Origin of the sequence: Halomicrococcus pelagicus (assembly GCF_051917725.1) — an archaeon.
GTDB lineage: Archaea > Halobacteriota > Halobacteria > Halobacteriales > Haladaptataceae > Halomicrococcus.
Genome location: NZ_JBQBLX010000001.1, coordinates 373,394 through 399,405 on the forward strand (window position 1 = coordinate 373,394; position 26,012 = coordinate 399,405).

30 protein-coding genes and 2 tRNA genes are annotated in these 26,012 nt (G+C 61.6%); 14 read left to right on the top strand and 18 right to left on the bottom strand.

All coding sequences use genetic code 11. The features are described 5' to 3' along the window. Positions 1 to 150: 150 nt before the first annotated feature. The 4 genes from ACTF4R_RS02025 to ACTF4R_RS02040 form a co-directional block, all read right to left on the bottom strand. Positions 151 to 987, bottom strand: a complete 837-nt coding sequence (locus ACTF4R_RS02025) for an RAD55 family ATPase (protein WP_440005841.1) — start codon at positions 985 to 987, stop codon at positions 151 to 153. 24 nt (positions 988 to 1,011) lie between these two features. Further along, positions 1,012 to 2,040, bottom strand: coding sequence for a beta-ribofuranosylaminobenzene 5'-phosphate synthase family protein (locus ACTF4R_RS02030; protein ID WP_440005843.1), 1,029 nt, complete (start codon positions 2,038 to 2,040; stop codon positions 1,012 to 1,014). 195 nt (positions 2,041 to 2,235) lie between these two features. Continuing rightward, on the bottom strand, positions 2,236 to 3,198 hold the full coding sequence (locus ACTF4R_RS02035; protein WP_440005845.1) for a glycosyltransferase: 963 nt from the start codon (positions 3,196 to 3,198) through the stop codon (positions 2,236 to 2,238). 131 nt (positions 3,199 to 3,329) lie between these two features. Further along, positions 3,330 to 3,737, bottom strand: a complete 408-nt coding sequence (locus tag ACTF4R_RS02040) for a hypothetical protein (RefSeq protein WP_433624059.1) — start codon at positions 3,735 to 3,737, stop codon at positions 3,330 to 3,332. A gap of 89 nt (positions 3,738 to 3,826) precedes the next feature. Here ACTF4R_RS02040 and ACTF4R_RS02045 point away from each other — a divergent pair, with 89 nt between their 5' ends. Further along, a complete protein-coding gene (locus tag ACTF4R_RS02045) occupies positions 3,827 to 4,792 on the top strand; it encodes a succinylglutamate desuccinylase/aspartoacylase family protein (RefSeq protein ID WP_440005848.1) in 966 nt (321 codons plus the stop codon). Here ACTF4R_RS02045 and ACTF4R_RS02050 read toward each other — a convergent pair. Next, positions 4,720 to 5,334 (bottom strand): S26 family signal peptidase, encoded by a 615-nt coding sequence (locus ACTF4R_RS02050; RefSeq protein WP_440005850.1) that lies wholly within the window; start codon positions 5,332 to 5,334, stop codon positions 4,720 to 4,722. The genes ACTF4R_RS02045 and ACTF4R_RS02050 overlap by 73 nt on opposite strands. A gap of 82 nt (positions 5,335 to 5,416) precedes the next feature. Then, a complete protein-coding gene (locus tag ACTF4R_RS02055; protein ID WP_440005851.1) occupies positions 5,417 to 6,079 on the bottom strand; it encodes an RNA 2'-phosphotransferase in 663 nt (220 codons plus the stop codon). Positions 6,080 to 6,182: 103 nt separating this feature from the next. Here ACTF4R_RS02055 and ACTF4R_RS02060 point away from each other — a divergent pair, with 103 nt between their 5' ends. Next, positions 6,183 to 7,631, top strand: a complete 1,449-nt coding sequence (locus ACTF4R_RS02060) for an aryl-sulfate sulfotransferase (protein WP_440005853.1) — start codon at positions 6,183 to 6,185, stop codon at positions 7,629 to 7,631. Between the two features lie 14 nt (positions 7,632 to 7,645). Here ACTF4R_RS02060 and ACTF4R_RS02065 read toward each other — a convergent pair whose 3' ends face one another. Then, positions 7,646 to 7,918, bottom strand: coding sequence for a DUF7111 family protein (locus ACTF4R_RS02065; protein WP_440005854.1), 273 nt, complete (start codon positions 7,916 to 7,918; stop codon positions 7,646 to 7,648). A 105-nt stretch (positions 7,919 to 8,023) separates the two neighbouring features. On the opposite strand from ACTF4R_RS02065, the gene ligA reads away from it, so the two are divergent. The 5 genes from ligA to ACTF4R_RS02090 all read left to right on the top strand — a co-directional run bounded on the left by ligA (position 8,024) and on the right by ACTF4R_RS02090 (position 11,641). Continuing rightward, positions 8,024 to 9,715 carry an ATP-dependent DNA ligase LigA gene (gene ligA, locus ACTF4R_RS02070; RefSeq protein ID WP_440005856.1) on the top strand — a complete coding sequence of 564 codons (1,692 nt, stop codon included), beginning with the start codon at positions 8,024 to 8,026 and terminating at the stop codon, positions 9,713 to 9,715. Positions 9,716 to 9,894: 179 nt separating this feature from the next. Then, on the top strand, positions 9,895 to 10,728 hold the full coding sequence (locus ACTF4R_RS02075) for a spondin domain-containing protein (protein WP_440005858.1): 834 nt from the start codon (positions 9,895 to 9,897) through the stop codon (positions 10,726 to 10,728). A gap of 135 nt (positions 10,729 to 10,863) precedes the next feature. After that, entirely contained in the window at positions 10,864 to 11,139 is a 276-nt protein-coding gene (locus ACTF4R_RS02080; protein ID WP_440005860.1) for a winged helix-turn-helix domain-containing protein, read from the top strand. A gap of 6 nt (positions 11,140 to 11,145) precedes the next feature. Next, positions 11,146 to 11,445 carry a DUF8036 family membrane protein gene (locus tag ACTF4R_RS02085; RefSeq protein WP_440005862.1) on the top strand — a complete coding sequence of 100 codons (300 nt, stop codon included), beginning with the start codon at positions 11,146 to 11,148 and terminating at the stop codon, positions 11,443 to 11,445. 28 nt (positions 11,446 to 11,473) lie between these two features. Next, on the top strand, positions 11,474 to 11,641 hold the full coding sequence (locus ACTF4R_RS02090; RefSeq protein WP_440005864.1) for a hypothetical protein: 168 nt from the start codon (positions 11,474 to 11,476) through the stop codon (positions 11,639 to 11,641). Between the two features lie 6 nt (positions 11,642 to 11,647). Here the strand turns inward: ACTF4R_RS02090 and ACTF4R_RS02095 are convergent, their stop codons facing one another. The 3 genes from ACTF4R_RS02095 to ACTF4R_RS02105 form a co-directional block, all read right to left on the bottom strand. Next, positions 11,648 to 12,019, bottom strand: coding sequence for a DUF7344 domain-containing protein (locus ACTF4R_RS02095; protein ID WP_440005866.1), 372 nt, complete (start codon positions 12,017 to 12,019; stop codon positions 11,648 to 11,650). A 283-nt stretch (positions 12,020 to 12,302) separates the two neighbouring features. Beyond that, a tRNA-Leu gene (locus tag ACTF4R_RS02100) sits at positions 12,303 to 12,387 on the bottom strand. A gap of 259 nt (positions 12,388 to 12,646) precedes the next feature. Next, a complete protein-coding gene (locus ACTF4R_RS02105; protein ID WP_440005868.1) occupies positions 12,647 to 13,654 on the bottom strand; it encodes a hypothetical protein in 1,008 nt (335 codons plus the stop codon). A gap of 141 nt (positions 13,655 to 13,795) precedes the next feature. Between ACTF4R_RS02105 and ACTF4R_RS02110 the strand changes: the two genes are divergently transcribed. After that, positions 13,796 to 15,136 (top strand): HNH endonuclease, encoded by a 1,341-nt coding sequence (locus tag ACTF4R_RS02110; protein WP_440005870.1) that lies wholly within the window; start codon positions 13,796 to 13,798, stop codon positions 15,134 to 15,136. 27 nt (positions 15,137 to 15,163) lie between these two features. Here the strand turns inward: ACTF4R_RS02110 and ACTF4R_RS02115 are convergent, their stop codons facing one another. The 4 genes from ACTF4R_RS02115 to ACTF4R_RS02130 form a co-directional block, all read right to left on the bottom strand. Further along, entirely contained in the window at positions 15,164 to 15,799 is a 636-nt protein-coding gene (locus ACTF4R_RS02115) for a DUF4145 domain-containing protein (RefSeq protein WP_440005872.1), read from the bottom strand. 300 nt (positions 15,800 to 16,099) lie between these two features. Continuing rightward, complete coding sequence (locus ACTF4R_RS02120; RefSeq protein ID WP_440005874.1) at positions 16,100 to 16,366, bottom strand: hypothetical protein; 267 nt, start codon at positions 16,364 to 16,366, stop codon at positions 16,100 to 16,102. Next, a complete protein-coding gene (locus tag ACTF4R_RS02125; protein WP_440005875.1) occupies positions 16,363 to 16,629 on the bottom strand; it encodes a hypothetical protein in 267 nt (88 codons plus the stop codon). Before ACTF4R_RS02125 ends, ACTF4R_RS02120 begins: the two co-directional genes overlap by 4 nt. A gap of 1,988 nt (positions 16,630 to 18,617) precedes the next feature. Then, positions 18,618 to 18,863, bottom strand: coding sequence for a hypothetical protein (locus ACTF4R_RS02130; RefSeq protein WP_440005877.1), 246 nt, complete (start codon positions 18,861 to 18,863; stop codon positions 18,618 to 18,620). A gap of 577 nt (positions 18,864 to 19,440) precedes the next feature. On the opposite strand from ACTF4R_RS02130, the gene ACTF4R_RS02135 reads away from it, so the two are divergent. Further along, the gene (locus ACTF4R_RS02135; RefSeq protein ID WP_440005878.1) at positions 19,441 to 19,644 is read left to right on the top strand and encodes a hypothetical protein; all 204 of its coding nucleotides are present in this window, start codon (positions 19,441 to 19,443) and stop codon (positions 19,642 to 19,644) included. 1 nt (position 19,645) lies between these two features. Further along, positions 19,646 to 20,293 (top strand): hypothetical protein, encoded by a 648-nt coding sequence (locus tag ACTF4R_RS02140; RefSeq protein ID WP_440005880.1) that lies wholly within the window; start codon positions 19,646 to 19,648, stop codon positions 20,291 to 20,293. A gap of 66 nt (positions 20,294 to 20,359) precedes the next feature. On the opposite strand, the gene ACTF4R_RS02145 is transcribed toward ACTF4R_RS02140, so the two are convergent. Together ACTF4R_RS02145 and ACTF4R_RS02150 are read right to left on the bottom strand one after the other, a co-directional pair. Further along, positions 20,360 to 21,511 carry a tyrosine-type recombinase/integrase gene (locus ACTF4R_RS02145; protein ID WP_440005882.1) on the bottom strand — a complete coding sequence of 384 codons (1,152 nt, stop codon included), beginning with the start codon at positions 21,509 to 21,511 and terminating at the stop codon, positions 20,360 to 20,362. Between the two features lie 48 nt (positions 21,512 to 21,559). Beyond that, positions 21,560 to 21,644, bottom strand: a tRNA-Leu gene (locus ACTF4R_RS02150). 84 nt (positions 21,645 to 21,728) lie between these two features. On the opposite strand from ACTF4R_RS02150, the gene ACTF4R_RS02155 reads away from it, so the two are divergent. After that, entirely contained in the window at positions 21,729 to 22,049 is a 321-nt protein-coding gene (locus tag ACTF4R_RS02155) for a transcription initiation factor IIB family protein (RefSeq protein WP_113276152.1), read from the top strand. A gap of 12 nt (positions 22,050 to 22,061) precedes the next feature. Here the strand turns inward: ACTF4R_RS02155 and ACTF4R_RS02160 are convergent, their stop codons facing one another. Beyond that, entirely contained in the window at positions 22,062 to 22,550 is a 489-nt protein-coding gene (locus ACTF4R_RS02160; RefSeq protein ID WP_433624083.1) for a phosphopantetheine adenylyltransferase, read from the bottom strand. A gap of 205 nt (positions 22,551 to 22,755) precedes the next feature. Between ACTF4R_RS02160 and ACTF4R_RS02165 the strand changes: the two genes are divergently transcribed. The 3 genes from ACTF4R_RS02165 to ACTF4R_RS02175 all read left to right on the top strand — a co-directional run bounded on the left by ACTF4R_RS02165 (position 22,756) and on the right by ACTF4R_RS02175 (position 25,556). Next, the gene (locus ACTF4R_RS02165; RefSeq protein ID WP_440005883.1) at positions 22,756 to 23,208 is read left to right on the top strand and encodes a universal stress protein; all 453 of its coding nucleotides are present in this window, start codon (positions 22,756 to 22,758) and stop codon (positions 23,206 to 23,208) included. 60 nt (positions 23,209 to 23,268) lie between these two features. After that, complete coding sequence (gene aroA / locus ACTF4R_RS02170; RefSeq protein ID WP_440005885.1) at positions 23,269 to 24,561, top strand: 3-phosphoshikimate 1-carboxyvinyltransferase; 1,293 nt, start codon at positions 23,269 to 23,271, stop codon at positions 24,559 to 24,561. A gap of 101 nt (positions 24,562 to 24,662) precedes the next feature. Beyond that, positions 24,663 to 25,556, top strand: a complete 894-nt coding sequence (locus tag ACTF4R_RS02175; protein ID WP_440005886.1) for a bifunctional methylenetetrahydrofolate dehydrogenase/methenyltetrahydrofolate cyclohydrolase — start codon at positions 24,663 to 24,665, stop codon at positions 25,554 to 25,556. Here ACTF4R_RS02175 and ACTF4R_RS02180 read toward each other — a convergent pair. Further along, positions 25,553 to 25,942 carry a hypothetical protein gene (locus ACTF4R_RS02180; RefSeq protein WP_440005887.1) on the bottom strand — a complete coding sequence of 130 codons (390 nt, stop codon included), beginning with the start codon at positions 25,940 to 25,942 and terminating at the stop codon, positions 25,553 to 25,555. The two genes, ACTF4R_RS02175 and ACTF4R_RS02180, sit on opposite strands and share 4 nt — an antisense overlap. Between the last annotated feature and the right edge of the window lie 70 nt (positions 25,943 to 26,012).

Here is a 26,012-nt window from a genome sequence, read left to right on the forward strand (position 1 = left end):
TACTAGTAATTCGATGGCCTCGGCACTCATAGGGTTCGTCACCGCCGGCCGCCACGCCGACTCGGAACGCTCTCTATCGTCATCGGCCACGCGAGGCTACGGCCCGGCACACAAAAGACCCTTTTCCACGACGGTTCGCGCCGCGGTCGACTACCGTATCTTGCGGACGTTGCTGATGTCGAAGCCGGCGTCGTGAATCTCGGTCTCGAACTGGAGGATGTCCTCGGCCTCGATGCGCGAGAGGACGCCCCGGAACTCCCGGACGAACATGGTGCGGTCGCGTTCGTTGCCGCCGCTCTCCCACTCGAAGTTCAGGGTGCCGTCGGCCGCTCCAGTCAGCGTCCCCATCTGGGTTTCCGTGAGGCTCTCCTGGTTGACGAGCACGAGCACGAGGCCGCCCCACGACTGGGACGCCTTCTTCAGCCCGTGCAACAGCATGGTCACCTCGCTCCAGTCGACCTGCTCGTCGGGGAGCGCCGTGAGGTCGGTCAGCGCGTCGACGAGCACGAGGCCGCCCGGGGCGTGCTCGGTCAGGTAGTCGCCGAACGCTTCGAGGACGTCCCGGCGGTCGTGGGCCTTCCCGAGGTCGGCGAGCGTGCGCCGTTCGCCGACGTACCAGTCGCGCGGGATGGGACTCAACTGGAAGTACTCGCCGGAGAGGTCCTCGAACTCGATCTCGGTCATCGCGGCGTCGACGAGTTCGTCGTCGATGGTGTGGAGTATCTCCTCGCGGATCTCCCGCGGGCTTGCGGTGAAGGAGACGTAGTGAATCTCGTCGGGGGGAGTGGCCGCGTCGGCCACCGAACCGTAGTGGAGGTCGAAGAGTTCGGGGTCCGCGTGCGCGAGAGCGTTGATGGTCGCACTCGTGTAGCAGAACTCGCGCGCGCCCGCTCCGGGGTCGCCCGCCAGCAGGACGACGCTACCGGGCGGCGACCCGCCGCCGATCAGCGAGTCGAGTTGCGAGACGCCGAACGGAATGCGGTCCATGCGCTCGCTTCTCGAGGGGGGTCCTTACCGTTTACGCTCGCCGACAGGTCCGCCGTCGGCGCTCCCCGCGTCGGAACTCCCCGCTTCGGGTTCGCGCACGTTCGCACCGCGGTTGCGCGGCCGGGCGACCAGCACCTCGCCCCCGCAGCCGACCGCGTCGAGCGCGGTCCGGGCCGCCTCCCGCGCCGCGTCCGCCCGGTCGCGGTCGGTGACGCCGTACAGCGCCGGTCCCCACGACGACTGGCCGGCCCCGGTGACGGCGCTCGACTCCCGCAACCGGGCCACCACGTCGCCGACCGGCGGCCGGTAGACGCCGCCCTGTTCGTCGGCGTACCACGCGCCGTTGAGACGACCGATCTCCGCGACGGCGTCGCCGAACGTCTCGCAGTCGCGCTCGGTGATCGCCGGGAGCGCCCGGCGCAACAGCACCGCTCCGATGTCGTCGGCGACGGCGGGGTCCGCGCGCTCGACCACCGAGCGCATGCTGTCGTCCTCGTCGTCGCCGTTGCGGCCCGGTTCGGCGTCGGGGAGCGCGACGACGAACCGCCAGTCGTCGGGCACCGGATGGCGGGCCGCGACCGCCGGCACCGACCACTCCCCGGGAGCGGGCCTGTCGGCCGTGAAGCGCTCGACCGGGTGGCCGGCGTCGACGACGAACCCGCCGCGCTCGAACGTGGCGACGCCGACGCCGCTGCGTCCCCCGCGGTCCAGGTCAGGCGCGCGCTCGCGGACGGCGGGCTCGCGGTCGTGCGCTCGCGCGACGGCGGCGAACACCGAGAGCGCGAGCTGCGTCCCGCTGCCGAGACCGACGTGCCGGGGCAGCGCCTCGTGGACCGTCACGGCCGTCCCCGGCACGTCGAGCAGGTCGACCGCTCGCCGGGCGTACTCGCGGGCGGCCGGGTGGTCGCAGTCGACGCTCCTCGCGGGGGTCGCTTCGACCCGGACCCGCGGTTCGTCGAGCGCGACGCCGACGCCGCCGTACAGTCGCTCGTGGGCCAGCGAGAGGTTCTGGAAGCCGAAGTGGAGTCGCGCGCCGGCCGTCACCTGCACCATGGCGGTAGTCGGGGGAGAAGCGGAAAGGGGGTTTCGGCAGTGGCAATTCGCTCGGGAGCGTCGAACGCGTCCGCCGCCGACCGCTTCGCGCCGTGGTCGCGACTCGGCGGACTCGGCGAGCGCTGCACTGCCGGTGGGACGCGTACATCGAGCCTTCGACCCGAAAATCGTGGCGTCCTCGTCGTTCGACGGTCGTCACTCGGCCATCCGGTCGAGGACGTACTCGGCCGCCGGCTCCGCGCCGTTTTCGTACTCCGGCGACGCCGGCGGGTGCCGGACCGCGCGGGCGACGTGGGGGATGGAGTGTTCGACCTGAAACCCGGTGAGGCCGTTGCGCTCGATGACCCGCGAGACGCCGTGTTGCTCGTCGGTGAACGGGTAGATGATGCAGGGCGTACCGGCGACGCCGGCCTCCATCACCGTCGAGTAGCCCGAGCAGACGACAACGTCGGCGGCGCGTATCCACGGGACCATCGAGGGAACGCAGGTCCAGTCGGAGTCCCCGACGAGCGTGACGCGATTGCCCTCGGCCCGGAGCGTCTCGGCGAGCGTGTCGAAGTTCGTGGAGTAGGTACTCGGGACGACGAGGACGTCGAGGTCGTCCGGCGGGGTCGAGGCGTCGGGTGGGTCGAGCGCGACGGGCGGGAGGTAGACGACCCCGGGCGGGTCGCCCACGTCCGGTTCCCAGACGGTCGGATAGAGGAACCCTTCCGCCACGGACAGCTGGTAGCGGTTGAGGAGCCACGTGAACACCTGCTCGACGGCGGCGTCGTAGTAGGACGCGGCGTTGTGCGTGAGCACGTACAGCGGCGTACCGGTGGTCTGGGCGGCCATAGCGGCGAACATGTCGTCGGTGACGAGCGCGTCGGGGTCCACGCGGCGGAGCCACCGCGCGAGGTCGTACACCCGCTTGCCGCTGCACGGGACGCTCTTGAAGACCACGTCCAGCAGCGACCCGCCCTGGTAGTCGCCGATGAAGTCGACCGTCGCCGGGCGGTACACGTCGTAGCCGTTGTACTCGATGAAGCGAGAGCCGGGGCCACCGCCGGCGAGGACGACGTCCGTTGCTGGCCCCTCGAGCGCCTGAGCCACCGCGAGCATCCGGGTAGCGTGGCCCGCGCCCTCCGGATAGTGTGCGACGGCGACGGTCCGGCTCATGAACCCATGTCTACGGTCCCGGGGGAAGTATATTTGGATTCAGTCGTTCCGTCGCTACATCGCTTCTCTCCCCGGATAAGTTCGACTGTGCCGCCGGATGCAAGTTCGACGCAGTCCGGCCGTCGCCCGGGTCACGCCAGGTCGTTGTCCCGCAACAGGTCCGCGAGCACGTGGACGTACAGGAGCACGGCGGTGAAGACGGCGACGGGCACCGAGACGACCAGGAGCGCCGCGACCAGCGCGCCGCCGACGACGGCGTGCGAGAGGATACGCTCGTGTTCCATGTCGTCGACGTCCTCGAACACCCAGTCCTGGTCGCCGAACGCGGCGGTCGGTTCGGCGAGGCAGGCCCGGAGGTGTCGCCAGTCGCCCGTCCGGAAGCGCGTGAGCACGAAGTGGTCGAGGTCCACGAAGACGCTCAGCAGGACGCCGTAGCCGAACAGCGCCGCCAGGACCAGTGGGCCGAACGTCCGCGAGAGAGGGACGAGCATGAGACCTGCGGCGACCGCGCCGAGGAGGAAGTGCTCCCGCGAGTACATCGTTCGACTCGACGGTGGCACCGCGACGCCTTAACTGCACTCGGTTCGGAAGAGGTACGTTCAACTGTCCCGGGGCCGCCTGTTCCGCTATGGCAGACCACGCCGCCGAGCGCGTGACGCTCGCACGGATGCCCTCCGGAGTGGCGGTGACGACCACCGTCCACACGTACGAGGGGCGCACGGACGGCCCCACGGTGTACGTCCAGGCCGCCCAGCACGGTCGCGAGGTCAACGGCACGGAGGTGTGCCGGCGGCTCCACGACGACCTCTGCGAGGCCGACCTCGCCGGCCGGGTCGTCGTCGTACCGGTGGCCGACCCGCTCACCTTCGACCGCGTGTCCTACACGACGCCCGAGGGGCTGGACAGCGTCAACCCGAACATGAACCGCGTCTGGCCCGGCGACGAGGCGGGGACGCTCCACGAGCGGATGGCCGCCCGGCTCTGGACGTACGTCGAACGCGCGGACGCGGTCGTCGACCTCCACACCGGGAGCCCCGACATGCTCACGCACGTCGTCTTCATGGAGGGCGACGAGGCGTCCCGGGGGCTCGCGGAGGCGTTCGGCACCGACCTCCTGCTGTCCGAGGAGGCGGACGAGGACGCCGACGCCGAGTGGCAGCGACGCGACTTCGGCGGGAAGCTCAGGGTCGCCGCCACACGGGAGGACATCCCCTCGATAACGCCGGAACTGGCCCACAACAAGCAGGTCGTCGAGGACGCCGTCGAGACGGGCGTCGTCGGCACGCTGAACGTCCTCCGGCATCTCGACGTGCTCGACGGGTCCCCGGTCGACGACGGCGACCCGACGCTGGCTCGAAACCACCTCGGCCGGGTCGAGGCGCGCGACTCCGGTCTCTTCGTCCCCGACCCCGACCGGGAACTCGGCGAGCGGGTCGACGCCGGCGAGCGTGTCGGCACGCTGTACGACCCGACGACCTACGAGACGCTCCAGGAGGTCGAGACCGACCGCGCGGGCGTCCTCTACTCGCTGACCCAGGAGGCGACCGTGACCGGCGGGGAGTCGCTGGTGAACGTGGCGCTCGTCCGGGAGTAGCGGCGATACCAGACGACGGGGCGTCCGGCCTCGGGGACGCGGGCGACCACGACGCCGCGAACCCAGCGCGGACGGACCGGTTCCGAGAGGCCCGTTGCCTGGTCGTAGTGGCCGTTCGCGTCTCCCTTCGTGACGAATCCGGCGTGGGGTGCCGGGCAGTTCCGTAGCTCCCGGCAGTCGTCCGCCGCGACGAACGCCGGGCGCGCCTCGTCGTACCAGTTCTCGCCCTCCTCGACCCAGAACCGCGCCCGGTGGACGACGGGTAACCCGTCCGCGCGGCCGTCAGGAGCGAAGAGTATCACGTCGCCGTACCCGCCGAGCGACCGGTAGCCCGTCCCGCGTCCGGCGCGGACGGTCACGACGCCGTCCCGACTTCCCCGGGGGCGGGTGTACTCCTCGTCCACCACGACCACCGCGTCCCCCACCTCGACGTTCGGGGCCATGCTGCCGCTGACGACCGCGTACGTCGGCGGCCGGACGCCGGCGGTCGCGAGGACGACGAGGACGACGGCGACGGGCGCGACGCGACGGAGTCGGGGCACGACGGCGACAGTCGACCGGCCCGCGCTTTGTTATCTGGCGCTTGCCGGGCGCCAGGCTCTGATTTACGCCCGATAGGGGCCGTCAGTCGACCGGGTCGACGTACTCCGGCGGGACGCGTTCCGTCGCGTAGACCCCCTCTCCGCGCCGGGTGACGCGCCGACCGTCCGCGACGAGACCCTTCGCGTCCACCGCCAGCACCGCGGGGTCGTCGGCGTGGCGGCGGCCGACCGCCCGCGCCCCTTCACGCGTCTCCGAGAGGTGGACCTCCTGGCGGCCCATGGGCCGCAGTCCCTCGTCGCGAATCGCGTCGAGGTTTCGCGGCGCAGTGCCGTGGTAGAGTTCGTCCGGGACGGCGGACTCGTCGGTTTCGGACGTCCCGCTCGACTCGGCGTCCGCGTCGAGGGTCACGTCGACCGAGTGGCCGTAGGCGGCCCGGATTCGCCCATCGTGGCGCTCGAACCGCCCCTTCGGGTCGGTGGCGACGACGGCGTCGACGTGTTCGGCGGTGGCCCAGTCGTAGCGCTCCGTCACGGCGGTGGCGAGGGCGTCGTCGTCGGTCCATCCACGGTCGTCCAGTTCGACGCCCGCGTCGTCGGGGAAGTGGCGAAGCGCACCGCTGCAGAACTTCGAGAGGCGCTTCCGCCGGTCCGCCGAGAGGACTCGGCGGCACCGTTCGTCGCAGGCCGGGCAGGCGTCACCGGCGACGTAGCCGTGCTCCGGACAGCGAACGACCGTCTCGGTCACGTTCGCCTCTCGTGGCCGGCGACGGATAGCTCTCCCGGCGCTACGCACGTCGGTTCGTGTAACAATCCGGAACATTCTTGCCGGAGATTTGGGAACTGAGACTATGAACCGGAAGTCCGCCTATCGGGCCGCGTTCGCGACGCTCTCCATCGCCATCGCGCTCGCGCTCGTGACACAGATGGTGCTAGCGGGAGCCGCACCGAACGCCGTCTACGAACGCCGGGCGGACGCGCCGTCCGGTTCGCAGGACGCCGTCGTCGGCGAGCGCGGCGGAATCACCGTCGTCACCACCCAGAACGGGGACATGCGTTCGGTGTCGGGCGAGCTCATCGCGTTCAATCCCAACGGGACAGTCCGCTACCACACCGACGCCCACAGCACGTACTGGGACGTCGACCCGGCTCTCACGGGGTCGGCGTCGGTGACCTACGTCGCCACCGAGCGACTCAACGCGTCGGTCTGTGCGTCCGGACCGCTGTCGGACCCGGGCGTCAACTGCCGGCGCAACGTCGTCGAGCGCCTCAACCTCTCGACCGGCGAGGTGACGCGGCTGTACAGCCACCGCGCGGAGAACGGTCGCTGGCACGACGTCGACGTCATCGACGACTCGCACGTTCTGGTCGCCGACATCGGCGCGGACGCGGTCTTCGTCGTCAACACCACGTCGGGCGTCCGGGAGTGGACCTGGACCGTCGAGAGCGACCTGCCCGTCGAGAGCGGCGGCGCGTACGACGCTGACTGGTCGCACATCAACGACGTGGAGTACCTCGAAGACGGCCGCGTCATGGTCGACCTTCGCAACCAGGACCGGGTCGCGTTCCTCAACGGCAGCGGCCTGATGGAGAACTGGACGCTCGGCAGCGAGGACGAGTACGGCGTCCTCCGCGAACAGCACAACCCCGACTACATCCCGGCGTCGGAGGGCGGTCCCGCCGTCGTCGTGGCCGACTCCGAGAACGACCGTCTCGTCGAGTACCAGCGCGAGAACGGGTCGTGGCACCGGTCGTGGACGTGGCGGGACGACCGGATGCAGTGGCCCCGGGACGCCGACCGCCTGCCGAACGGCAACACGCTCGTCACCGACACCGTCGGCGACCGCGTGTTCGAACTGGACGAGTCGGGCGACGTCGTCTGGTCGGTGCCGGTCGACCGCGCCTACGAGGCCGAACGCCTCGGCACGGGCGACGAGAGCGCGGGCGGTCCGAGCGCGGAGCGCGCCGGCATCGCCTCGCACGCCGTCGAGACGGACGAGCGCGGCGTGGTCGGCAACGTCGAAGCCGGCATCCGCAACCTGGTCCCGCCGGTCGTCGAGAACGGACTGCTCGGCTACTTCTTCCCGTGGTGGATGGGCTTCTGGGACGTGCTCGCCGTCTTCGCGCTGGCCGGCGTCCTCCTCGCCTGGGCCGCGGTCGAACTCCGGTGGGTCGGTCCGTCGGTGACCGTGCAGTTCCCGGTCGAGGTCGAGAACGCGAGCGTCGTCTGGTCTCTGCTCCTGTTGCTCGCGCTCGCCGGCGTGGCGTACGTCCTCGACACCGTCTCCGGACTGCTCTGAGTCGCCGGCCCGGGCTACATCCCCATGTCGCTCGCCGCCTCGGGCACCGGAACCGCGTCCGGACGCACGCCGAGCAGTTCCGCGGCGTGGTCTATCGCCATGTCGAAGCCGTAGTACCGCTCCAGTTCCTCGCCGTCCGCCGTCTCGCGCACCTTCAGCATCCCGTACCCCTCGCGGTTCTGCGAGACCGCCGCCGTCCGCCCGTCGGTTTCGAGTTCGAGGACGCGCTCGCGGTCGGTCTCGCTGTAGCGCGCCGTGACGCCGTTCTCCGCTCGCGTGTCGGTCATGCTCGCCGGTTCGAGCGCCCCCCAGTCGAACGTGTCGGTTCCGGTCCGCGAGCGCTTCGAGGCCGTACCGAGCGATTTAATCCGGGGCGCTGGCAACGTCCGACGATGGAGTTCGCGGAGTTCGCCGGGTGCGCGTCGGAAATCGAGGAGATGAGCGCCGACACCGAGATCGTCGAGGCGGTCACCGACCTGCTGGTGGCGGCCGACGACGACCTAGAGGCCCTGGCGCGGTTCGTCCAGGGCCGGGTGTTCCCGGCGTGGGACTCGACGACGCTCGACATCGGACCGAACTACTGCTACGAGGCCATCGCGCGGGCGGCCGGCCGGAACGTCGCCGCCGACGACGTGGAAGCGAAACTCGCCGAACTGGGCGACGTCGGCGAGGTAGCGGCGAGCTACGACTTCGGCGGTCAGCAGGGTCTCGGCGCGTTCGGTGACGGTAGCGAAGACGGCCTCACCGTCGCCGAGGTGTACGACGAACTCGCCGCGCTGGCCGCCGTCGAGGGGTCCGGCAGTCAGGACACGAAGATAGACATCCTGTTCGGCCTGTTCAACCGCACCGGGTCGGCGGAGGCGCGCTACCTCGCTCGTCTCGTCCTCTCGGAGATGCGCATCGGCGTCGGCGAGGGGACCGTGCGAGACGCCGTCGCCGCCGGCTTCGACGTGCCCGTCGAGGAGGTCGAACGCGCGTTGCAGGTGTCGAACGACTACGGCCGGGTCGCTCGCGTCGCCCGCGAGGACGGCACCGAGGGGCTCGCGGCGCTCGATCTGAGCGTCGGCCGGCCCGTGCAGGCGATGCTCGCGCAGGCCGGAACCGTGAGCGACGCGCTCGACGACTGGGAGGAGGCGGCCGTCGACTGGAAGTACGACGGCGCGCGCGTCCAGTTACACTACGACCCCGACGGACTGGACCTGCCGGGGGACCGCGACGCGCCCGCGGGGTCCCCGAACGTCCGCGTCTTCTCGCGGAACATGGAGGACGTGACCGACCCGCTCCCCGAAATCGTCGAGTACGCGGAGGCGACGCTCGACGAACCGGCGATACTGGACGGCGAGGTGGTGGCGATGGACGGCGGCGAACCGCTGCCGTTCCAGGAGGTGCTGCGGCGCTTCCGCCGCAAGCACGACGTGGCCCGGGCACGAGAGGAGGTCGCGGTCGAACTCCGGGCGTTCGACTGCCTCCACGCCGGCGGCGAGGACCTGCTGGAAGTCCCCCTGACCGAGCGCCACGACTGCCTCCGGGACCTGCTGGGCGACGACGTCTCCGAACTGGTCGTCAGCGACGACCCGGACGACATCGCCGACGTGGAGGCCGACGCGCTCGACTCCGGCCACGAGGGCATCATGCTGAAGAACCCCGAGTCGACGTACTCGCCGGGTCGCCGCGGGAAGAACTGGCTCAAGCGCAAGCCGGACGTGGAGACGCTCGACCTCGTCGTCACCGGCGCGGAGTGGGGCGAGGGCCGCCGCGCGAGCTTCCTCGGTACCTTCCTGCTGTCCGCGTGGACCGACTCCGGCTTCGAGACCATCGGCAAGGTGGCCACGGGCATCACCGACGAGGAACTGGCCGAACTGACGGAGCTGCTCGAACCCCACGTCGCCGCCCAGGACGGCCAGGAGGTCGACCTCTCGCCCGAAGTCGTCTTCGAGGTGGGCTACGAGGAGATTCAGGAGTCTCCCACCTACTCGTCGGGGTACGCCCTGCGGTTCCCCCGCTTCCTCGGCGTCCGAGAGGACAAGGACCCCGAGGACGCGGATTCGCTGGACCGCGTCGAGCGACTGGTCGACCAGCAGTGAGCGCGGGGCTCGCTTCGTGGACCGTCCGCGTCCGCCGCGTTCCACGCGCCGCCGACGTCGTCGCGGAGAGTCCGGACGGATTCTAGAGAGAGTCCCCAGAGACCCCGGAGAGAGCTTGAAAAACGCACTTTCGTGTGTCCGGTGTCCCTCCGTCCGTGCGCCGACGCGCACGATAGACCATGCCACCGAAAACACCGAACGAACCGGGGGAGAGCGAGCGAACGAACGACGTGCGGACGTCTCGGCGGACCGTTCTGACGTGGTCGGCGGGGGTTCTCTCCGCCGTCGGCCTGTCGCGGCTCGGTGTGGGCGGCCACGCGTCCGTCGCCGCACGCTCGGACGACGGCACGAACGCTGCGACGACGTTCACCGTGCGAATCGAGAACGTCTCGAAGCCGACCACGCTCGAGACGTCGGCGAACGGCGACGCCGGGGAGCAACCGATTCCGCTGTCGCCGGGCGCGTACGCCGTCCACGACGAACCGGCACCGATGTTCACCGCGGGGGAACCCGCCCGCGACAACGGACTCGAAGCGCTCGCGGAGGACGGGGTGCCGATGGAACTGGCGTCGTCGCTGTCCGAGCGAATGGAGGTGTCGGACAGCGGAGCGTTCGACACGCCAGTCGGCGCGGACGAACCGGGACCGCTCGGGCCGGGGGACGCCTACGAGTTCTCCGTCGACGCCTCGCCGGGCGAGCGACTGTCGTTCGCGACGATGTTCGTCCAGTCGAACGACCTGTTCTACGCGCCGGACGACAGGGGCGTCGCGCTGTTCGACGAGGAAGAACCGCTCGACGGCGACGTGACCATCGCGGTCGGCCTCTGGGACGCCGGGACCGAGCGCAACGAGGAACCCGGGCTGGGAGAGAACCAGGCTCCCCGCCAGTCCGGGCCAGACACCGGCCCGTCGGAGGACGAACCGGTTCGGCTCGTCACCGACGTCGGCGACGGTTACGCGTACCCGCACACGTCCGACGTGATTCGCGTCACGCGCACGCCGGAGATGAGCTGAGCGGATGGACGAGCACCGGGGACGGCGGCGACAGCCCCGTCTCCCCGGAGCGCTACTCACTCGCTTTTTCACGGGTCGCGACTGCCGTCCGGGGGCAGCATTAACTGGACCGAAGGCGAACATGTCCAGCGTGGAATGGAAAAGGTTCTGTGGTACCTCCTCGTCGGCACCCGCGGCGGGGAGAACCGCGCCCGCATCATCGGGGCGATCGACGAGCGACCACGGAACGCGAACCAGCTCGCCGACTGCCTGGAGCTCGACTACAACACCATCCGTTACCACCTCGACGTGCTGGTGGAACACGACGTACTCGAGACCGGCGGTGACGAGTACGGCAAACTCTACTTCCTCACGGACCGCTTCGAACACCACAAGGAGGAGTTCGAGCGCATCACGGACCACGTGGAGTGACCCGACATGGCAACGATGAACGCCACGACGCTGTTCGGCATCGTTCTCTCGGGCGTGAACGTACTCATGCTGCTCGCGCTGACGCTCGTCTGGCTCCGCAACTATCGGACGTTCCGGACGCCGCTCGCGTTCGGACTGCTCGCGTTCGGCGGAGTGCTGCTGGTCGAGAACGCCCTCGCCATCTACTTCTTCTTCAGCATGCGGATGCTCTTCTCGCCCGACCCGACGGTCCAGACAGTCGTCGCCGTCCTCCGGGGTCTCCAGTTCGTCGCGCTCGGTCTCCTGACGTACGTGACGATGAAGTGACGGAGTCGCCCTTCGGTAGCGTGAGGGTATGCACGAGACTGGATTCGACGCCAACGGCGGCGTCCCGACTGCTGCACCGTTGGCTCGGTCGACGGAGCGCTGGTACCGCGACGTGGAGAGTAGCGTCCTCTATCGCCTCGTCGGCGTCGTCGAACCTCCGAACGTCGAGGTGGTCGTTCGCCGGTCGAACCGATAGCGAAGGTCATTCTTCTTCGAACTCTTCGACGGTAGTTTCTATCTTCGTTAGCAATCGTTCGACCTTCGCGTTCGGATAGTAGCGGATTTCCCTGTTCGGGACGTCGTAGTCTACGATCCCTCCGTCTTCGAGCTTCGGACCGTGGACGTGAACGAGAACCGATAGTAGATGGTCTTCCCCGGGCGATTCGCCGTGTCGCTTCTGTTCGAGCTTCTTGATGTAGTTAATTATCTCTTCGATAGAATGAACCTGTCCCGGTGCGTCGCGAAGATGCTTGATGACTCCTCGTCGCTGGTAGTTACTCAGGATCTCCAGTATCTCGTCTGTAGAGAGCGACTCCTCCCGAGGATCCTCGTTTCCCCGTCCCCCTTCGGCCATACTGTCAACGTCTACTCGGACGCCCATAATGTTATTGGGATAACAAAACGGGGCCGAACGCATCACAATACTATCGATTCTGAAGGGACCCCTATCTTCTGCTCGAACGTTTCAGATGGTGAGGTCGCTCGTGGCAGGGTTCGAATCCTCGATCTACATTCGTCGCTCGCCGTTCGGCGTCGCGACAGAATGCGCGGGACCGGATTCGAACCGGAGGAAACCTCACTCCGTTCGGGTTCCAGGGCTCGAATCGGTCCTGCTCTTCGCTCACTGCGTTCGCTCATGCGCGGGACCGGATTCGAACCGGCGGACTCCTACGAGACAGCGTCCTAAGCGCTGCGCCGTTGGCCTGGCTTGGCTACCCGCGCTACCACGGGTTTCACGCCCTTACACCCATATATTCGGCCTATAACGTTATAAAACCACCCCCGTCACAGCGCCTACCGCTGTGGACAATTGAATTAAGACATCTGAGTTGTTTGCCGACATCTAGTTGCCACTTATAAAAGCAGTAAATGCCCTTACTTGTTTACCCCCGAAAAACGGGCATTTGCGCGGAGAGGCGGAGTAGGTCTAATGGTCCCTACTGATACCTCCGAGGTCCTTCTCATAGACAGTATTGTTATACTATTCGGGGAATTTCGTCCGGTAAACCTTCTCGTCCAATATACTGTAGAAGTTTGCCCCAGTACCGATTTTATCTAAGTCGTCATCTCTAATGATTAGGATAATGTCGCTTCCGTCTTGGAAATGGTTATCAATTAGAAGCTTTGCAAAACGACCATCGTTTTCTCCAGAGACTCCTTCTTGGGCAAAAATAATCCCGAGGTTAGATTTTGATGCCTTCATTTTATTAATGAACTTACTTACTTCACCGACACCTACAGATTGTCCCCAATTCTTGCACTCTATGGGAATAAATCTATTAAAATCGTCAAATAAAGTGATGTCACGAGAACCAACGTATTCCGCAACGATATCGAACTCACCTAGAGACGTTCTATCGTTCCTCTCTCTTATGTTCAGAAATTCTACTCCGCTAATCAGCATCGCAGCAAGGTCCTCCAGCTTGTCCCCTTTATCTGATTCTGGCCCCTCTCTCATCTGTTTTAATAAGGAGTTATATTCTGACCCATCAATCTCGAATTCGTTATACTCAATGGACGAATAGACATATTCTGACTCAGCGACTGCACTTTCTTCAGGAAGGTGTCCGGTATATGAAAGAATATTAACTACTTTTTTAGCGTCCTCCTTGCTGAAGCTTTTTAGGTCATATCTAGCAAACTGGTCTCCTTCCTCAAAAATTACAAGTTCTACGTTTGTAATCAGCAATCCGTACTCCGCGTCTTCTTCGGATAATATAGCCGAGGTTTTACTAAAACGCGTAGATGAAGATTTTCCACGGGGGTAGAATTTGACTTCTGTGGCTAGATAAGGTTTTGTAGCTAAGTTCCTAGCCACTATACAATCAACTCCAACGTCTGCGTTCATACCGTAAAAGATATTCTCATCGGGATAACCAAGTATCTCAATTAATTTCAATGCTTCAGACTCAAATGTTGAGAAATCTGAGAGACCGTTTATTTCGTACTGAGAAAGCCTTTCTAAATGCTGGGAAAGTTCCCTCTCCATTACTTGTATAGACTTTAACTAAGACGATTGTTTATATTACCTTTGGTTGACGACTTGAATAAGAACATTCGTAATAACCTTAGATTTGAGGAAGGAGTGATGATATGGTTATATTAGGTATGCGTAGATAAATGGTGTCAGATGACTGACGACCGACGATTGACTACCGACCGATTCTATGGTGGAACCAGTCAACGTCTACAACTTCTGCAAGAGTTCCTTGCCTTCCTTGAAGATGGGGAGACCAAACGGTCGGAGGCGAAGGATTGGATTTTGGAGAACACTCGTGCCAGTAGTAGAGATGCAATTGACCATCACTTTGGCTTCTTAAATGCAATCGAACTGATTGACCTTGATGGCAACGCGGTCTCGATAGACTGGCGTGGCAAGCAGTATCTGGAATCACCTGAGTCGTCCGTTCTCTATAGCGCCCTCCGTGAGAACGTAAAGGGGTTCGACTCAATTCTGACCCAGCTTCAGGAAGGCCCGATGACTGACGAGGATATCATGCGTCATCTAAAGAACAAATTCGAGGACATCAATATGGATTCTCCAGGGGTTGCTACCCGCCATCGAGAATGGTTGCAAGTCCTCGGTTACCTGGAACGGTCTAGGGGTTCGAACTTCTTAACCGAGAAGGGTGGGGAAGTTACTACGGGCGGGATGACCGACCATGACCGAGTCCAGCAGTTACGTCGTCGGTTATTAGAAACCGAGATGCCTTGCGTCCCTACTGGCCAACAGGACCTCACAGAAGACATCTATCCGGCTGTGAAGCGCGAGTACTCCGACCTATGTGATGACTCCTACCGATGCGAAGATGCCCATGAGAACGGACGTGACCAACCGGAGTGGCAACACGCGGTAAGGGACATCCAACAGCGGATTGCAGACAGGGAGGAGGGGCGGATTCATCGCCACGACGAGGTGGGTAAATGGCTGTATCTGCCGCGGAATTCTCGAACCGAACAAGAGGGGGAAGAGGCTAGTCACAAAGGTACTTCTACCGATGATTCGTCCCAACAGACCGATGATGAGTCCGGAGTCTCCGAGTCGGTGACGGAATTGCCTGGCGGGAGTGAAACAACGCAACGACGTGAAGCCGTTCGCGAAGAAGTAGTTCGGGACGAAGCACTAGTGAACGATATCAAATCCATGTACGACGATAGGTGCCAAATCTGCGGTGAAAAGCGCCTACAGGGGCCTGAAAAAGGATATTCTGAGGTTCACCATCTAATGCCACTTGGCGACGATGGCCCAGACATTCCTGAGAACGTCGTCGTTCTCTGCCCTAACCATCACATCGATTTCGAAAGTGGGATGCTATCGATAGATCCCGAAACATTCGAAATCAGTCATCGATACGACCACGATGTTGACGGTCGTGAACTGCTTCTCAAAGACGGCCATGAAGTCGGAGGAGGGTACATCAACTATCACAACCAAGTCGTTGCCCACCCGGAAGCTGAATCGGGACGCTGACACCCTTAGACAGGGTCCTTTTTACTGTTAATTTTCATCCCGTTGTTGTATACCTTCTAATTTATTCTCGGGAATTTCACCAAAAGACTCCTCAATAAGTTTCTCATTAGAGATAGTCAACTCAACAATTGTATTGACTAAACGGAAAAGACGAAGGGTCGTTTCAGCATCGTCATAGGAATAAATTTCGCCAGCATGAACATAGTCGTTTCCAGTAACTCTGACTGAGTCAAGTGCCTTCTGGATACGTTCATCTATACGACCCTCTTCGAGAAGTTCGCCAATATTCGCATAGAGGCTTTGGTCCTCATTCCCTGTCAATTCTTGTGTAAGTTTTTCCATCGCCAATCGAAGAATCGCGGCAGCAGCCTTCGGGGATTCGCTTACGACCTTACGGGCTTCATTATAGTCTTCTTTCACTTCTGGGGGCATATCCTCATTTGGAAGGGGGGCAGGCGATTCTCCGGGATAAAGTAACTTTTGATTAACCCAAACTCCATATTCCCTACAATTCCTGCAATAACTTAATTTAGCATCGTATGGATTACTTCTAAACCCGCTGGACCACTTTATACTATCCCATTTTTGACTCGCATATGCATCGCAGTGAGGGCAATTGAAGGCATCTGCTTCAAATTTTGGAGGGACATAATCTTCAGACATATTAGTTCTGCTTGCTTATACAATAAAGAAGATTTCGTTACAGAATAGGCACAGACAGTAGAATAGCAGTTAGAGTAGAAATGCATTGGTGACTCGCCGTTTGGAGATATACGAATATCATCGCAGAGGTCTCTCCGTCTCTCGTCTGTCGATTTTGTTCTTTGGAGGTTCTGTTTGTCTCTCACTCATCTGTTCGTAGTCTTCTTTCATTCAGTGTAGTCCGCTACAGGCTTGTAGGACAAAATCTGGCTTCTAACCGTCGGGCCTGTCCATACATAGTGTTTTGCTAAAGGAGATAGGCTATTCTTCGGCTAAGTCCTTCATGACACTACTGATGCCTTGTTGGGCTTCCCTGTTTCCTTCCCTCTCGGATAACTCGTACATATTCCCGTCAGCATCGTATGCGATGACCGTGATACCGACGTGGTCCGGGGGAAGAGGCACATTCTCAAGGTCATCCTCGACGACCTCATACATCTTGATCTCCTCGTCTGGATGGCCCGGCGGCTTCATGCGGTCCCGGTGAACAATTGAATACTGCTTCTCGTCGGGGAGGTGGTCGTTCATGCGTTCTTCTGAAGTGGACTACTACCAGACGGGTCGTCCAACCGGCTAACAGTCCCATCCGCCTGATACGCGATGACCAACATGTTCAACGGGTCGGGCAAATCTGGAACAGCGATACGGTCTGTTTCGTAGCCTTTCCGTGCGTATTTCGGGTCTGAAGGCGGGCGTTGGGAATCAATCAGGGTGATACTGTAGGTCTTCTCGGTCGGTGCGATGTCGTCGTGGTGGTAGTCTCGGAGGGCGTCGATTTGGAGGTCGTCCATTAAGTGTTAGTTCGACTGCCGGAATATAGTTCCTCGCCGGTGTTCTGATAGCCCTATCAGCCCTCTACTTTCGCCGACAGCCCTCACAGAAAAATCGCCCGTCACTTCAACCACTACGTCTTTGGGTGGGTGAGACTGTGAGACTGTCTACAATTTCACTCACCTCTAACCACAGCACCTCTCAGGTTGAAGATAACCGAGGACGATGATTCTCTATATTGGTCAACCACGACCGTCAACGTCGTGCAGCAAGACGTCAGCACTCTCGAATGGACTGCTGTAGAACGGTGACCGACTTCACTTCCAATAGTTGCAGCTACCTCCCAGAAGGTCAGCTACGTACAACTGCCGTGCCTCTATGAATCGTTGAACCTACGAACGATGGAAACCCCTTCAAACACGGTCACGCTGATTAGACGATTTGTTGGCGGCCTTCAATGACCAAGACATGGGACAGAGGAAACTTCCCCAAGAGACCAGTACCGATGCGACTGTCATTCGACGTATGACCTACATGGAACAGGCCAAAGATGAAAGCCAGCAGCTTGTCGGGGAAGCTGGTGACGCTACCACAGGATGGCGAGTGTATCTGGGTCTTCGTCGGGGAGGAACTGCTTATTCAAATCACCCCCCAATGGTGGCTATCTCGTTGACGGTGTACGCTATACCCTCATTGGTCATAGAAGGTGAGTAGTAACACGTCTATCGAGAGGGATAGCGTGAAACGATGATTCCCCTTCAGGACGTAAACGACAGCGATAGACCTCTTCCTACTGTACCTCACTGACCATTGGTGGGCATCTGTTGGTGGTAGCCAGCCTCTATTTGCATACTTTATCAACGGTGGCTGAATGGGGCGTATGAGGGTATAGTTAGTAGGGTACGGGAATTCTCCCTTCCCCGTTAGATAGGTTACCCGTCGTTACAACGTAACCATCCCCGTGGAAGGAGGAAAGGGGACTATAGGGGATAGGAGGAAGGTTACTATCTATACTATATTGTAATCTACTCTCCACCTCCAAGGGGAGGGGTTCTCCATATACTATATTATTGGATTTAGAGAGGTACACCCGGGTTCAGTGAGTGAATTCTATTCTTTTGGGTACCTATTCCGGGATAGATTACAAGTTGATATAGTAAAGGACTGTATCCTCGGGGTATCGGTATCCCTCTTCACCAGTAAGAGAAGTAGAATGGTATATTAAAGGGAGAGAATACATGAAAGGGGAGTTTGCGAAGGCTATCGGAGAAAACAAAGAAGTTGACGGTAGTGGGCGTCTTCCAAGGCCCCATCTCTGCTAAGGGAAGCATCTACAAACGAGGTTGGAACGACGGATACGGACGTGAATAGTCACCACGTTCCGCTGCCTACTGAGGCCGTGTCACAGCATCCTGATGTACATTGACGCCAATAAGGGGTTTCCATCCAAGGAGACGAAGCAGGACCATAGTCGTATAGCAGCTGTACGTGAGTGAGTATAGAGACGGTCACAGAGAGTACCCGAGGAGAGTAATCCTCACCCCATACGCACTATTTCAGAATGACGATTTGTTCGCGGAGGTCTCCGAATTCACCCCGAACTCCCAGTCCGATACCGAGTTTTTCTGGGATTGATTCGGTTGAGACTGCGTTGACTGGGATTGGCTAGTCGTATACCGAGAGACCACATCTGCATGACTCCCGGTACTTCGAGGAGTGGCTTTCACCAGTAGCCCGCCGAGAGGTATCGTCCCCCAGACACCGGTTATTGTTCCTTGACTGTAATCGGCGGAATCTACCCGCCGCCCTCTGACGTTGTTATCGTTCACTCGGTATGCCTTCTTGTCGAAATGTGGGAGTTGAAGGAGACGCCGAGAGACACTCGCCATCTCCGAGTAGACATGAACCTCGGACTGGTCCTTCGCCCATCGGAAGAGGGTTTCTTTCTCCGAGGGGTTGAGTGCTGAGTCCTCCTGAATATTGTCGAGGAGAGTTCGACCAGACGAACTCATTCGTCCTCCCTCAATCGGTGAACTATCGCCATGTGCGTCGTTCCGCGAACACCGGTGATGTTCTGTCCATCCCAATTATCGACTGACGTCCACCTGCCGGACCCTTGTTTGATTCGAACATGCTGTACTGTGACAGCGTCGGATTCAATCATTTCGGTCATTGTCGTCCGATAGCCGGACGCTATATCGAACCAGATGCCGGGTCTATCCTCAACAACATTGGTCCGCTTCTGCTTCGTCATAAGACGCGGGTCTTCTCGGACTGCGTTAATCATCCTGTTCTTACGGTTTCTTCCAATCATAGAGTCGGGTTACTGGTACGGGTTTGTTCATGCGAGATGACCGAATCCGAATCACTTTCTGCCAGCAACCTATAGGAAAGGTTGCGGGAGTGTGATTCGGTCGCCTCTCGCACCGATTCGGCGACGCCGTACACGGGTGATAGCTTGTGAGGCGGCCCGCCCGGCGGCGTCATTCGTTCGGCGTATAGTTCCCATCTATCCACTGCATCTGTAACCGAAGAACTCCCTGCATTTAGTTCTGGCCATTCCTTGCTATCAGGCCCTGATACGGCTATTATCGGCGTCTCCTGATTTCTCTGATAGGGCTATCAACGCCTTTATTTCTACTATATAGATTTAAATAAAACCCTGCAAAAACGTCTGGACTGATAGGGCTAACAGGAAGGAAAATCCTCGAAAAACGCCTTATCGCTAATAGGGGTATCTGCATATATGCTTTAGGAGTTCTCTAGTTAATTGTTCTTTATATTAAAACAAATCGATGATACTAAGGATTCCTATATTTACACCTATAACCATGTCTGGAGGTGAGAATCCTATCGGTCAACTCATCAGTGCTGTATTTATCCTCATTGTCGGACTTACCATTATTCAGGTTCTGGGAGGTTCTGACCCGGGAAATACTTTATTGGTGGAAATAATGGATTCGTCAGAACTTATTATTAAGGGCCTTATACTATTGGTTATAATTGGAGTTATAGCAGGTATATCGGGAGAATAATATGTCATCAAACCAAGCAACTACCGGAAAAGAAAACTCTCCCGATAGAAACTCTCCAGCGATAGAATCAGCTGTAGGGTCTGAACAGGGCCAACAGATTCTCGAATTGCAAGCACAAACACTCCGACGATTAAATGATGAATGGCTAAGGATTATCCGGATTCATTTGATATTTGCTGGTGGGATTGTTACAGGAATCTCATTCATTGGTCTCGAATCTCTTACAGCGCCTTCTCAACCTAATCTTTTGACGGCTATAGCATGGCTATTTACTTCCATATTTACTGCCATGTCTGCTGTAGCTTGGCTAAGCCGGACAATAAGTGAACGTCCTTTGTATACGGATTTAACGCTTTTTGTATTAGATGATGATATAGACTATAAAACTAGAATTAACTTTGCCGACTCCAAAATATCCCTGTTAAAGAACCTATTTTTGAATAATCCAACTATTTCAGAGTTCGAAGATTACATTCAAAAGCCTGATTCAACCAAGGGTTCGAATACTAACGACTATCAAGAAGCAATAGAACATAACAGACATATTATAAAGTCCCGGGAAGAGTACGTTGATTTCGTCCATCGAGAACTGAATATCCTCTTCCTTTTCACCTTGGCAGGAATCATATTTTTAGTGTCTATAAAATAAAACAAGTATATGTGACTGCGCATCATAATAGTTGGTAGTCGTCGATACATTTCTGGGTCTTGACTGTCAGCCCATCCGGTCCAACGCGTCTCGGCGGTCCTCTACGGGGACAGCGTCGTACTTCATGGTCGTTTTGACCGACTTATGGCGAAGCTGGGCCTTTGTCGCTGCGAGGTCACGTTCGTGCGTCATGTACGTGCCGACGCTATGGCGAATCGCATACCATGATAGCTGACGATTGTCGGTCCGAATCCCGGCCTTGTCGCAGAGACGCCGCAACAGACGACCGAGACTCTTCGACCCGTATGGGTTGTCGTGGGTAGTCAACCACAACGTCTCTGTGTCGTCGTATCGAGAGTAGTTCTTGCGTTCCTCCATCCAACGTTCGAGGGCCTTCGCAGTCCGGTCGGTGAGACTGACCATCCAGTTATCCCGGTTCTTGCTGGACTCTTCTTTGGGGATGCGCAAGACCTCGTTCGATACGTCAACCCACGATGTCTTCGCCCGTCGAACCTCGACTGGTCGTAGGCCCGTATCCAGACTCGTCCAGACCAACGAGGTGATTTTCCATCCGTCAACTTGGTTCCAGTCTTCGGGAGTCACTTCGTCAGCTGGCTTATCCAGCGTCTTCGCAACGTATCCCTTCCATTCAGTCCGCTTCTTCGGAGTGAGGCTGTTGTAGCTGGGGATATTCCCATGTTCGAGGGCTGCTTCTCGAATCGCCCGGCGTTCATCTACAGTGAGGAAGTCACGGGGCTTCCCTCCACCGCTACTATCGAAGGTGAAATCGGGTTTCCACTCGTCTTTCCCGTACTTGTGGGCCAGCCACCGAAAATACCGTTTCAGCATTTCCTCGATTTTCCCCTTACTGGCGTGGGACCGGTCGCTGTATGCGACCTCTTGCAGATACTCGTCAGCGTCCTCGTGTGACGGTGGAATCCGATACTCGTCGTGATGGTCCCAGACCCATCGGTCGAATGCAGCAGCCCTATAGCCACTCTCGTAGACCGTGTATGCCGAGTAACCGAGGGCCTTATCTGGGTTCTTCCCGAGGTGGAGTAACCACTTGAGGAACTGTTCGCGGTAGCTGTGGTAGTCCACAAACTGTTTCTCGGACAGTCGGTCTTCGTTGTCCGATGGGACGATTACAATGTTCCTACCTGGGTCCAAATCGGCGTCTATTCTATTGTCGCTGGAGTTCGTTGGATTCCCTGACATGGTCGATGTGCAGGGCGAAAAACCGCGTGACAGCGCAGGGTTAGTCAGTGCGCGGGACCGGATTCGAACCGGCGGACTCCTACGAGACAGCGTCCTAAGCGCTGCGCCGTTGGCCTGGCTTGGCTACCCGCGCTCACCGTTTCGTTCAGAACTGCTCCTCAAGAAGCTGTCGTTCTGGACGAGGGCTTAATGTATCGGCGGGCGCTACCCGGTGTACGTGTACCGCGCACGCGACCAGGTGGAAAACGAGGAGTGGCTCGCCGAACTCCAGCAGGTCGCCGACCGACTCGACCTCGACACGCCCGCGCGTTCGCGGGCCGCCGACCTGTTCCTCTCGACCGTCGCCCGGTCCGACGACGCCGAGGAGCGGTCGAAGCGCGCCGTGGCGGCAGCGAGCCTCTACGCCGGGGCGCTCATCGAGGGGGACCAGCGCTCCCAGCAGGCGGTCGCCGACGCCGCGGGGGTCGCGCGGCTGACCGTCCAGCAGCGCTGGAAGTCGATTCTCGAAGAAGCGGGGCTGGAACCGCCGTCGTGGTAGCGAGAAGGGCCGCTACTCCTGGGGTTTCCGCCCGTCGCGCTCCGGCGTCAGGTTGCCGTGCTCGTCGATTTCGCCCTCGACGATGCGCGTGCTCGAGATGATGTTGCCGTCCTCGGCCTCGACGTGGTCAACGACGATTATCTCCAGGGGGTCGTGGCCGCGCTGCTCGCGAATCTCGTTGATGCGCTGGCCGCCGTCCCGGGTTTCGGGCGAGACGACGAGCGCGTCGAACTGCGGTTCGGTCGCGATGCCGGTCGGTTCCTCCAGCTTTCGAACCTGGAACTCGCGGTCGAACTCCTCGGCGATGGCCCGGAGCTCGGCTTCGAGGTCGCGCTTGCGCTCCTCGAAGGAGCGGACGTACCGATCGACGTGACGCGTCTTCGGCGCGAGTTCGTCGCTCGTCAACCCGACGGTCACGTCACCGCGTTCGAACGCCCGTTCGAACAGTTTTCGGTGACCGTCGTGAACCGGGTCGAACGTCCCCCCCAGCGCAACGTCCATACCCCGGCGAATGGTACCGCGGGGTTTATCACCTTCGGAACATCCTCGCCGCCTACTGCGGTTCGCGTCCGCTTCCAGCCGTTCTGTCGCGACCGGACGCGGACGACGACCGCGCGACGGGACTCGAATCCGGTCCCGCGATACCGAACTCGATAGCCGAAACGGACAACCGCGCAGGGGGCGAACGATGCAGGGGGTGTACGAAATGGGGGGATATCTGGTCGCGATAGACGGCTCGCCAGCGAGCAAGGACGCGCTCCAGTACGCGCTCGAGATGGCGCGAGACACCGGGGCGGCGGTGACGGCGATTCACGTCGTCTCGCCCGAGCAGTTCTTCGTCGGCGGCGACGAGCCGCCGGAGAGCTTCGCGGAGGCCGACGACGAACTCCTGCTGTCGAGCGTCGAGGACGCCGAGACCCGCGGACAGGAGTTGCTCGACGAGGCGACGGCGGTGGCCGAGCGCGCCGACGCGGAGATAGAGACGGGGATGCTGTACGGCGAACCGGTCGAGCGCATCACGGAGTACGCCGACGAGGAGGACTTCGATGCCATTTACGTCGGCCACCGCGGGACGTCGGAACGGTACGAGGGGCTGTTCGGCAGCGTCGCCAAGGCGGTCGCCGGGCGCGCGACGGTACCGGTGACCGTCGTGCGCTGAGCGGCGTCCATAGTTGCGGCAGGCGGTATGCTGATACCGCCCCAGGTAGACGTGGCGCACATGGACACAGAAATCACGCCGTCGACGCTCGCGGGGACGGCGCGCGCACCGCCGTCGAAGAGCTACACCCACCGCGCGATTCTCGCGGCGGGCTACTCCGGTGGCGCGCTCGTGTACGACCCGTTGATAAGCGCCGACACGGAGGCGACGATGCGGGCCGTGGACGCGATGGGCGGCGACGTGACCGAAACCGAGAGCGGGGCCGTCGAGATCGACGGCTTCGACGGCCGGCCCGACGTACCGGCGGACGTGCTCGACTGCGCGAACAGCGGGACGACGATGCGCCTCGTGACGGGGGCGGCCGCGCTCGCCGACGGCATCACCGTCCTCTCGGGGGACGCGTCGCTCCGGTCGCGCCCGCAGGGACCACTCCTCTCCGCAATCGATGAACTCGACGGACGCGCCGAGAGCACTCGCGGGAACGGACGAGCGCCGCTCGTCGTGCGAGGACCTATCGAGGGCGGCACGGTCTCGATGCCAGGCGACGTCTCCTCGCAGTTCGTCTCCTCGCTGTTGATGGCCGGCGCGCTCACCGACGAGGGCGTCGAGGTCGACCTCGAGACGGAACTGAAGTCCGCACCCTACGTCGACATCACGCTCGAACTGCTGGACGAGTTCGGCGTCGAGGCCGGCAAGGGCGGCGACAGCTACCACGTGGAGGGCGGCCAGTTCTACGAACCGACGGACGGCGAGTACCACGTCCCCGGCGACTTCTCGTCCATCTCGTACCTGCTTGCAGCGGGCGCGGTCGCGGCCGACGAGGACGCCGCCGTGCGCGTCGAGGGCGCGTACCCGAGCGCGCAGGGCGACACCCACATCGTTCCCGTGCTGGGGCGGATGGGGGCGGACGTGGACTGGAACCGCGACGACGGCGTCGTCACCGTCCGGCGCTCGTCGCTCTCGGGAACCGAGGTAGACGTCGGCGACACGCCCGACTTGCTGCCCACCGTCGCGGCGCTCGGCGCTGTCGCGGACGGCGAGACCCGCATCGTCAACTGCGAGCACGTCCGGTACAAGGAGACCGACCGCGTCTCGGTCATGGCCGAGGAACTCGAGAAACTCGGCGCCGCGGTCGAGGAGCGCGAGGACGAACTCGTGGTGAACGGCGGCGAGTCCGACCTCCGGGGGGCCCGCGTCGAGGGGCACGCCGACCACCGTATCGTGATGGCCCTCTCCGTCGCCGCGCTGGCTGCCGACGGCCCGACGACGGTCGGCGGCGCCGAGCACGTCGACGTGTCGTTTCCGGACTTCTTCCAGGTGCTGTACGACCTCGGTGCCGACATAGACCGGTAACCCGGTCGATAATGCATAGATATGCATAACACGTCTTCTTTTGGATGGGAAATGGGCACGAACCCGAATATTGAAGGGCGTCCGGACTCCACTCTCCGGTAATGACGAACGTCATCGACGGCGACGCCGTCGCCGCGGAGATTCGCTCCGACCTCGAAGCCAGCGTCGAGACGCTCACCGACGCGGGCGCTCGACCGGGGCTCGCCACGGTGCTGATGAGCGACGACCCCGCCAGCGAGACGTACGTCTCGATGAAGCAGAACGACTGCGAGGAGGTCGGCATCGAGAGCGTCCACGTCGAACTCGACGAGGATGCGCCCGCCGAGGAGCTGTACGACACGGTCGAGGAGCTGAACCGCGACCCCGACGTTCACGGAATCCTGGTCCAGATGCCCCTCGTCGACCAGGTCGACGAGCGTCGCGTGCTCCGCACAGTCGCCCCCGAGAAGGACGTCGACGCGTTCCACCCGGAGAACGTCGGACGGCTCGTCGCCGGCGACGCCCGGTTCAAACCCTGTACCCCCCACGGCATCCAGAAGCTCCTCGAACACGAGGGCGTCGAGACCGAGGGGGCGGAGGCGGTCGTCGTCGGACGCTCGAACATCGTCGGCAAGCCGATGGCGAACCTCTTCGTCCAGAAGGGGCCGTTCGGAAACGCGACGACGACGGTCTGTCACTCCCGTACGGCGGATCTGGCGGCGCACACCCGCGAGGCGGACATCGTCGTCGCGGCCGCGGGCGTCCCCGAGCTAATCGACGGTTCGATGCTGAAGGAGGGCGCGACCGTCGTCGACGTCGGCGTCAACCGCGTGGACGCGGACACCGAGAAGGGCTACGAACTCGTCGGCGACGTCGAGTTCGAGTCCGCGAAGGAGGTCGCCGGCACCATCACCCCCGTCCCGGGCGGCGTCGGGCCGATGACCCGCGCGATGCTGCTCTACAACACCGTGAAGGCCGCCAGCCGGCAGGAGGGCGTCGACGTAACCCTGCCTTAATATCGCTCGTTCCGGTCGCGGTCGGTCCGTCGCGCGCTCGCATCTCGTCTACGGCCGTCGCTCGTTCTCTCCCCCTCGGGATTCTCCCGTCGCCAGTCGCGCTGGCTCGCGGTCCGGTCGTCGTGCTCTTCGCGCCGATAGGCCGCGCCCTCGCCGTCGAAACCGCGGTCGGTCGGTCGCCGGTCGCGCGTGCGCCGCTTCTGCAGGACCAGCAGGAGGACGACGACTCCGAGGATAGCGAGCCCGGCCAGTCGAGCGAACGCGTCGCTCCCGGGCGAGAGTGCAGTACCCCAGTCCAGCCACGGCACGACCACCGCCGCGACGAGCGCGGCCGCGACTATCACCCTGACGAGCCGGCCACCCGACGAGGGACCGTCGGTCGCCATATCTTGACAATAGGTAGCAGTTGGCAAAAGCGTTCGCTACCGGTCGAGAGTCGGTGGTCGACGAGGCGAC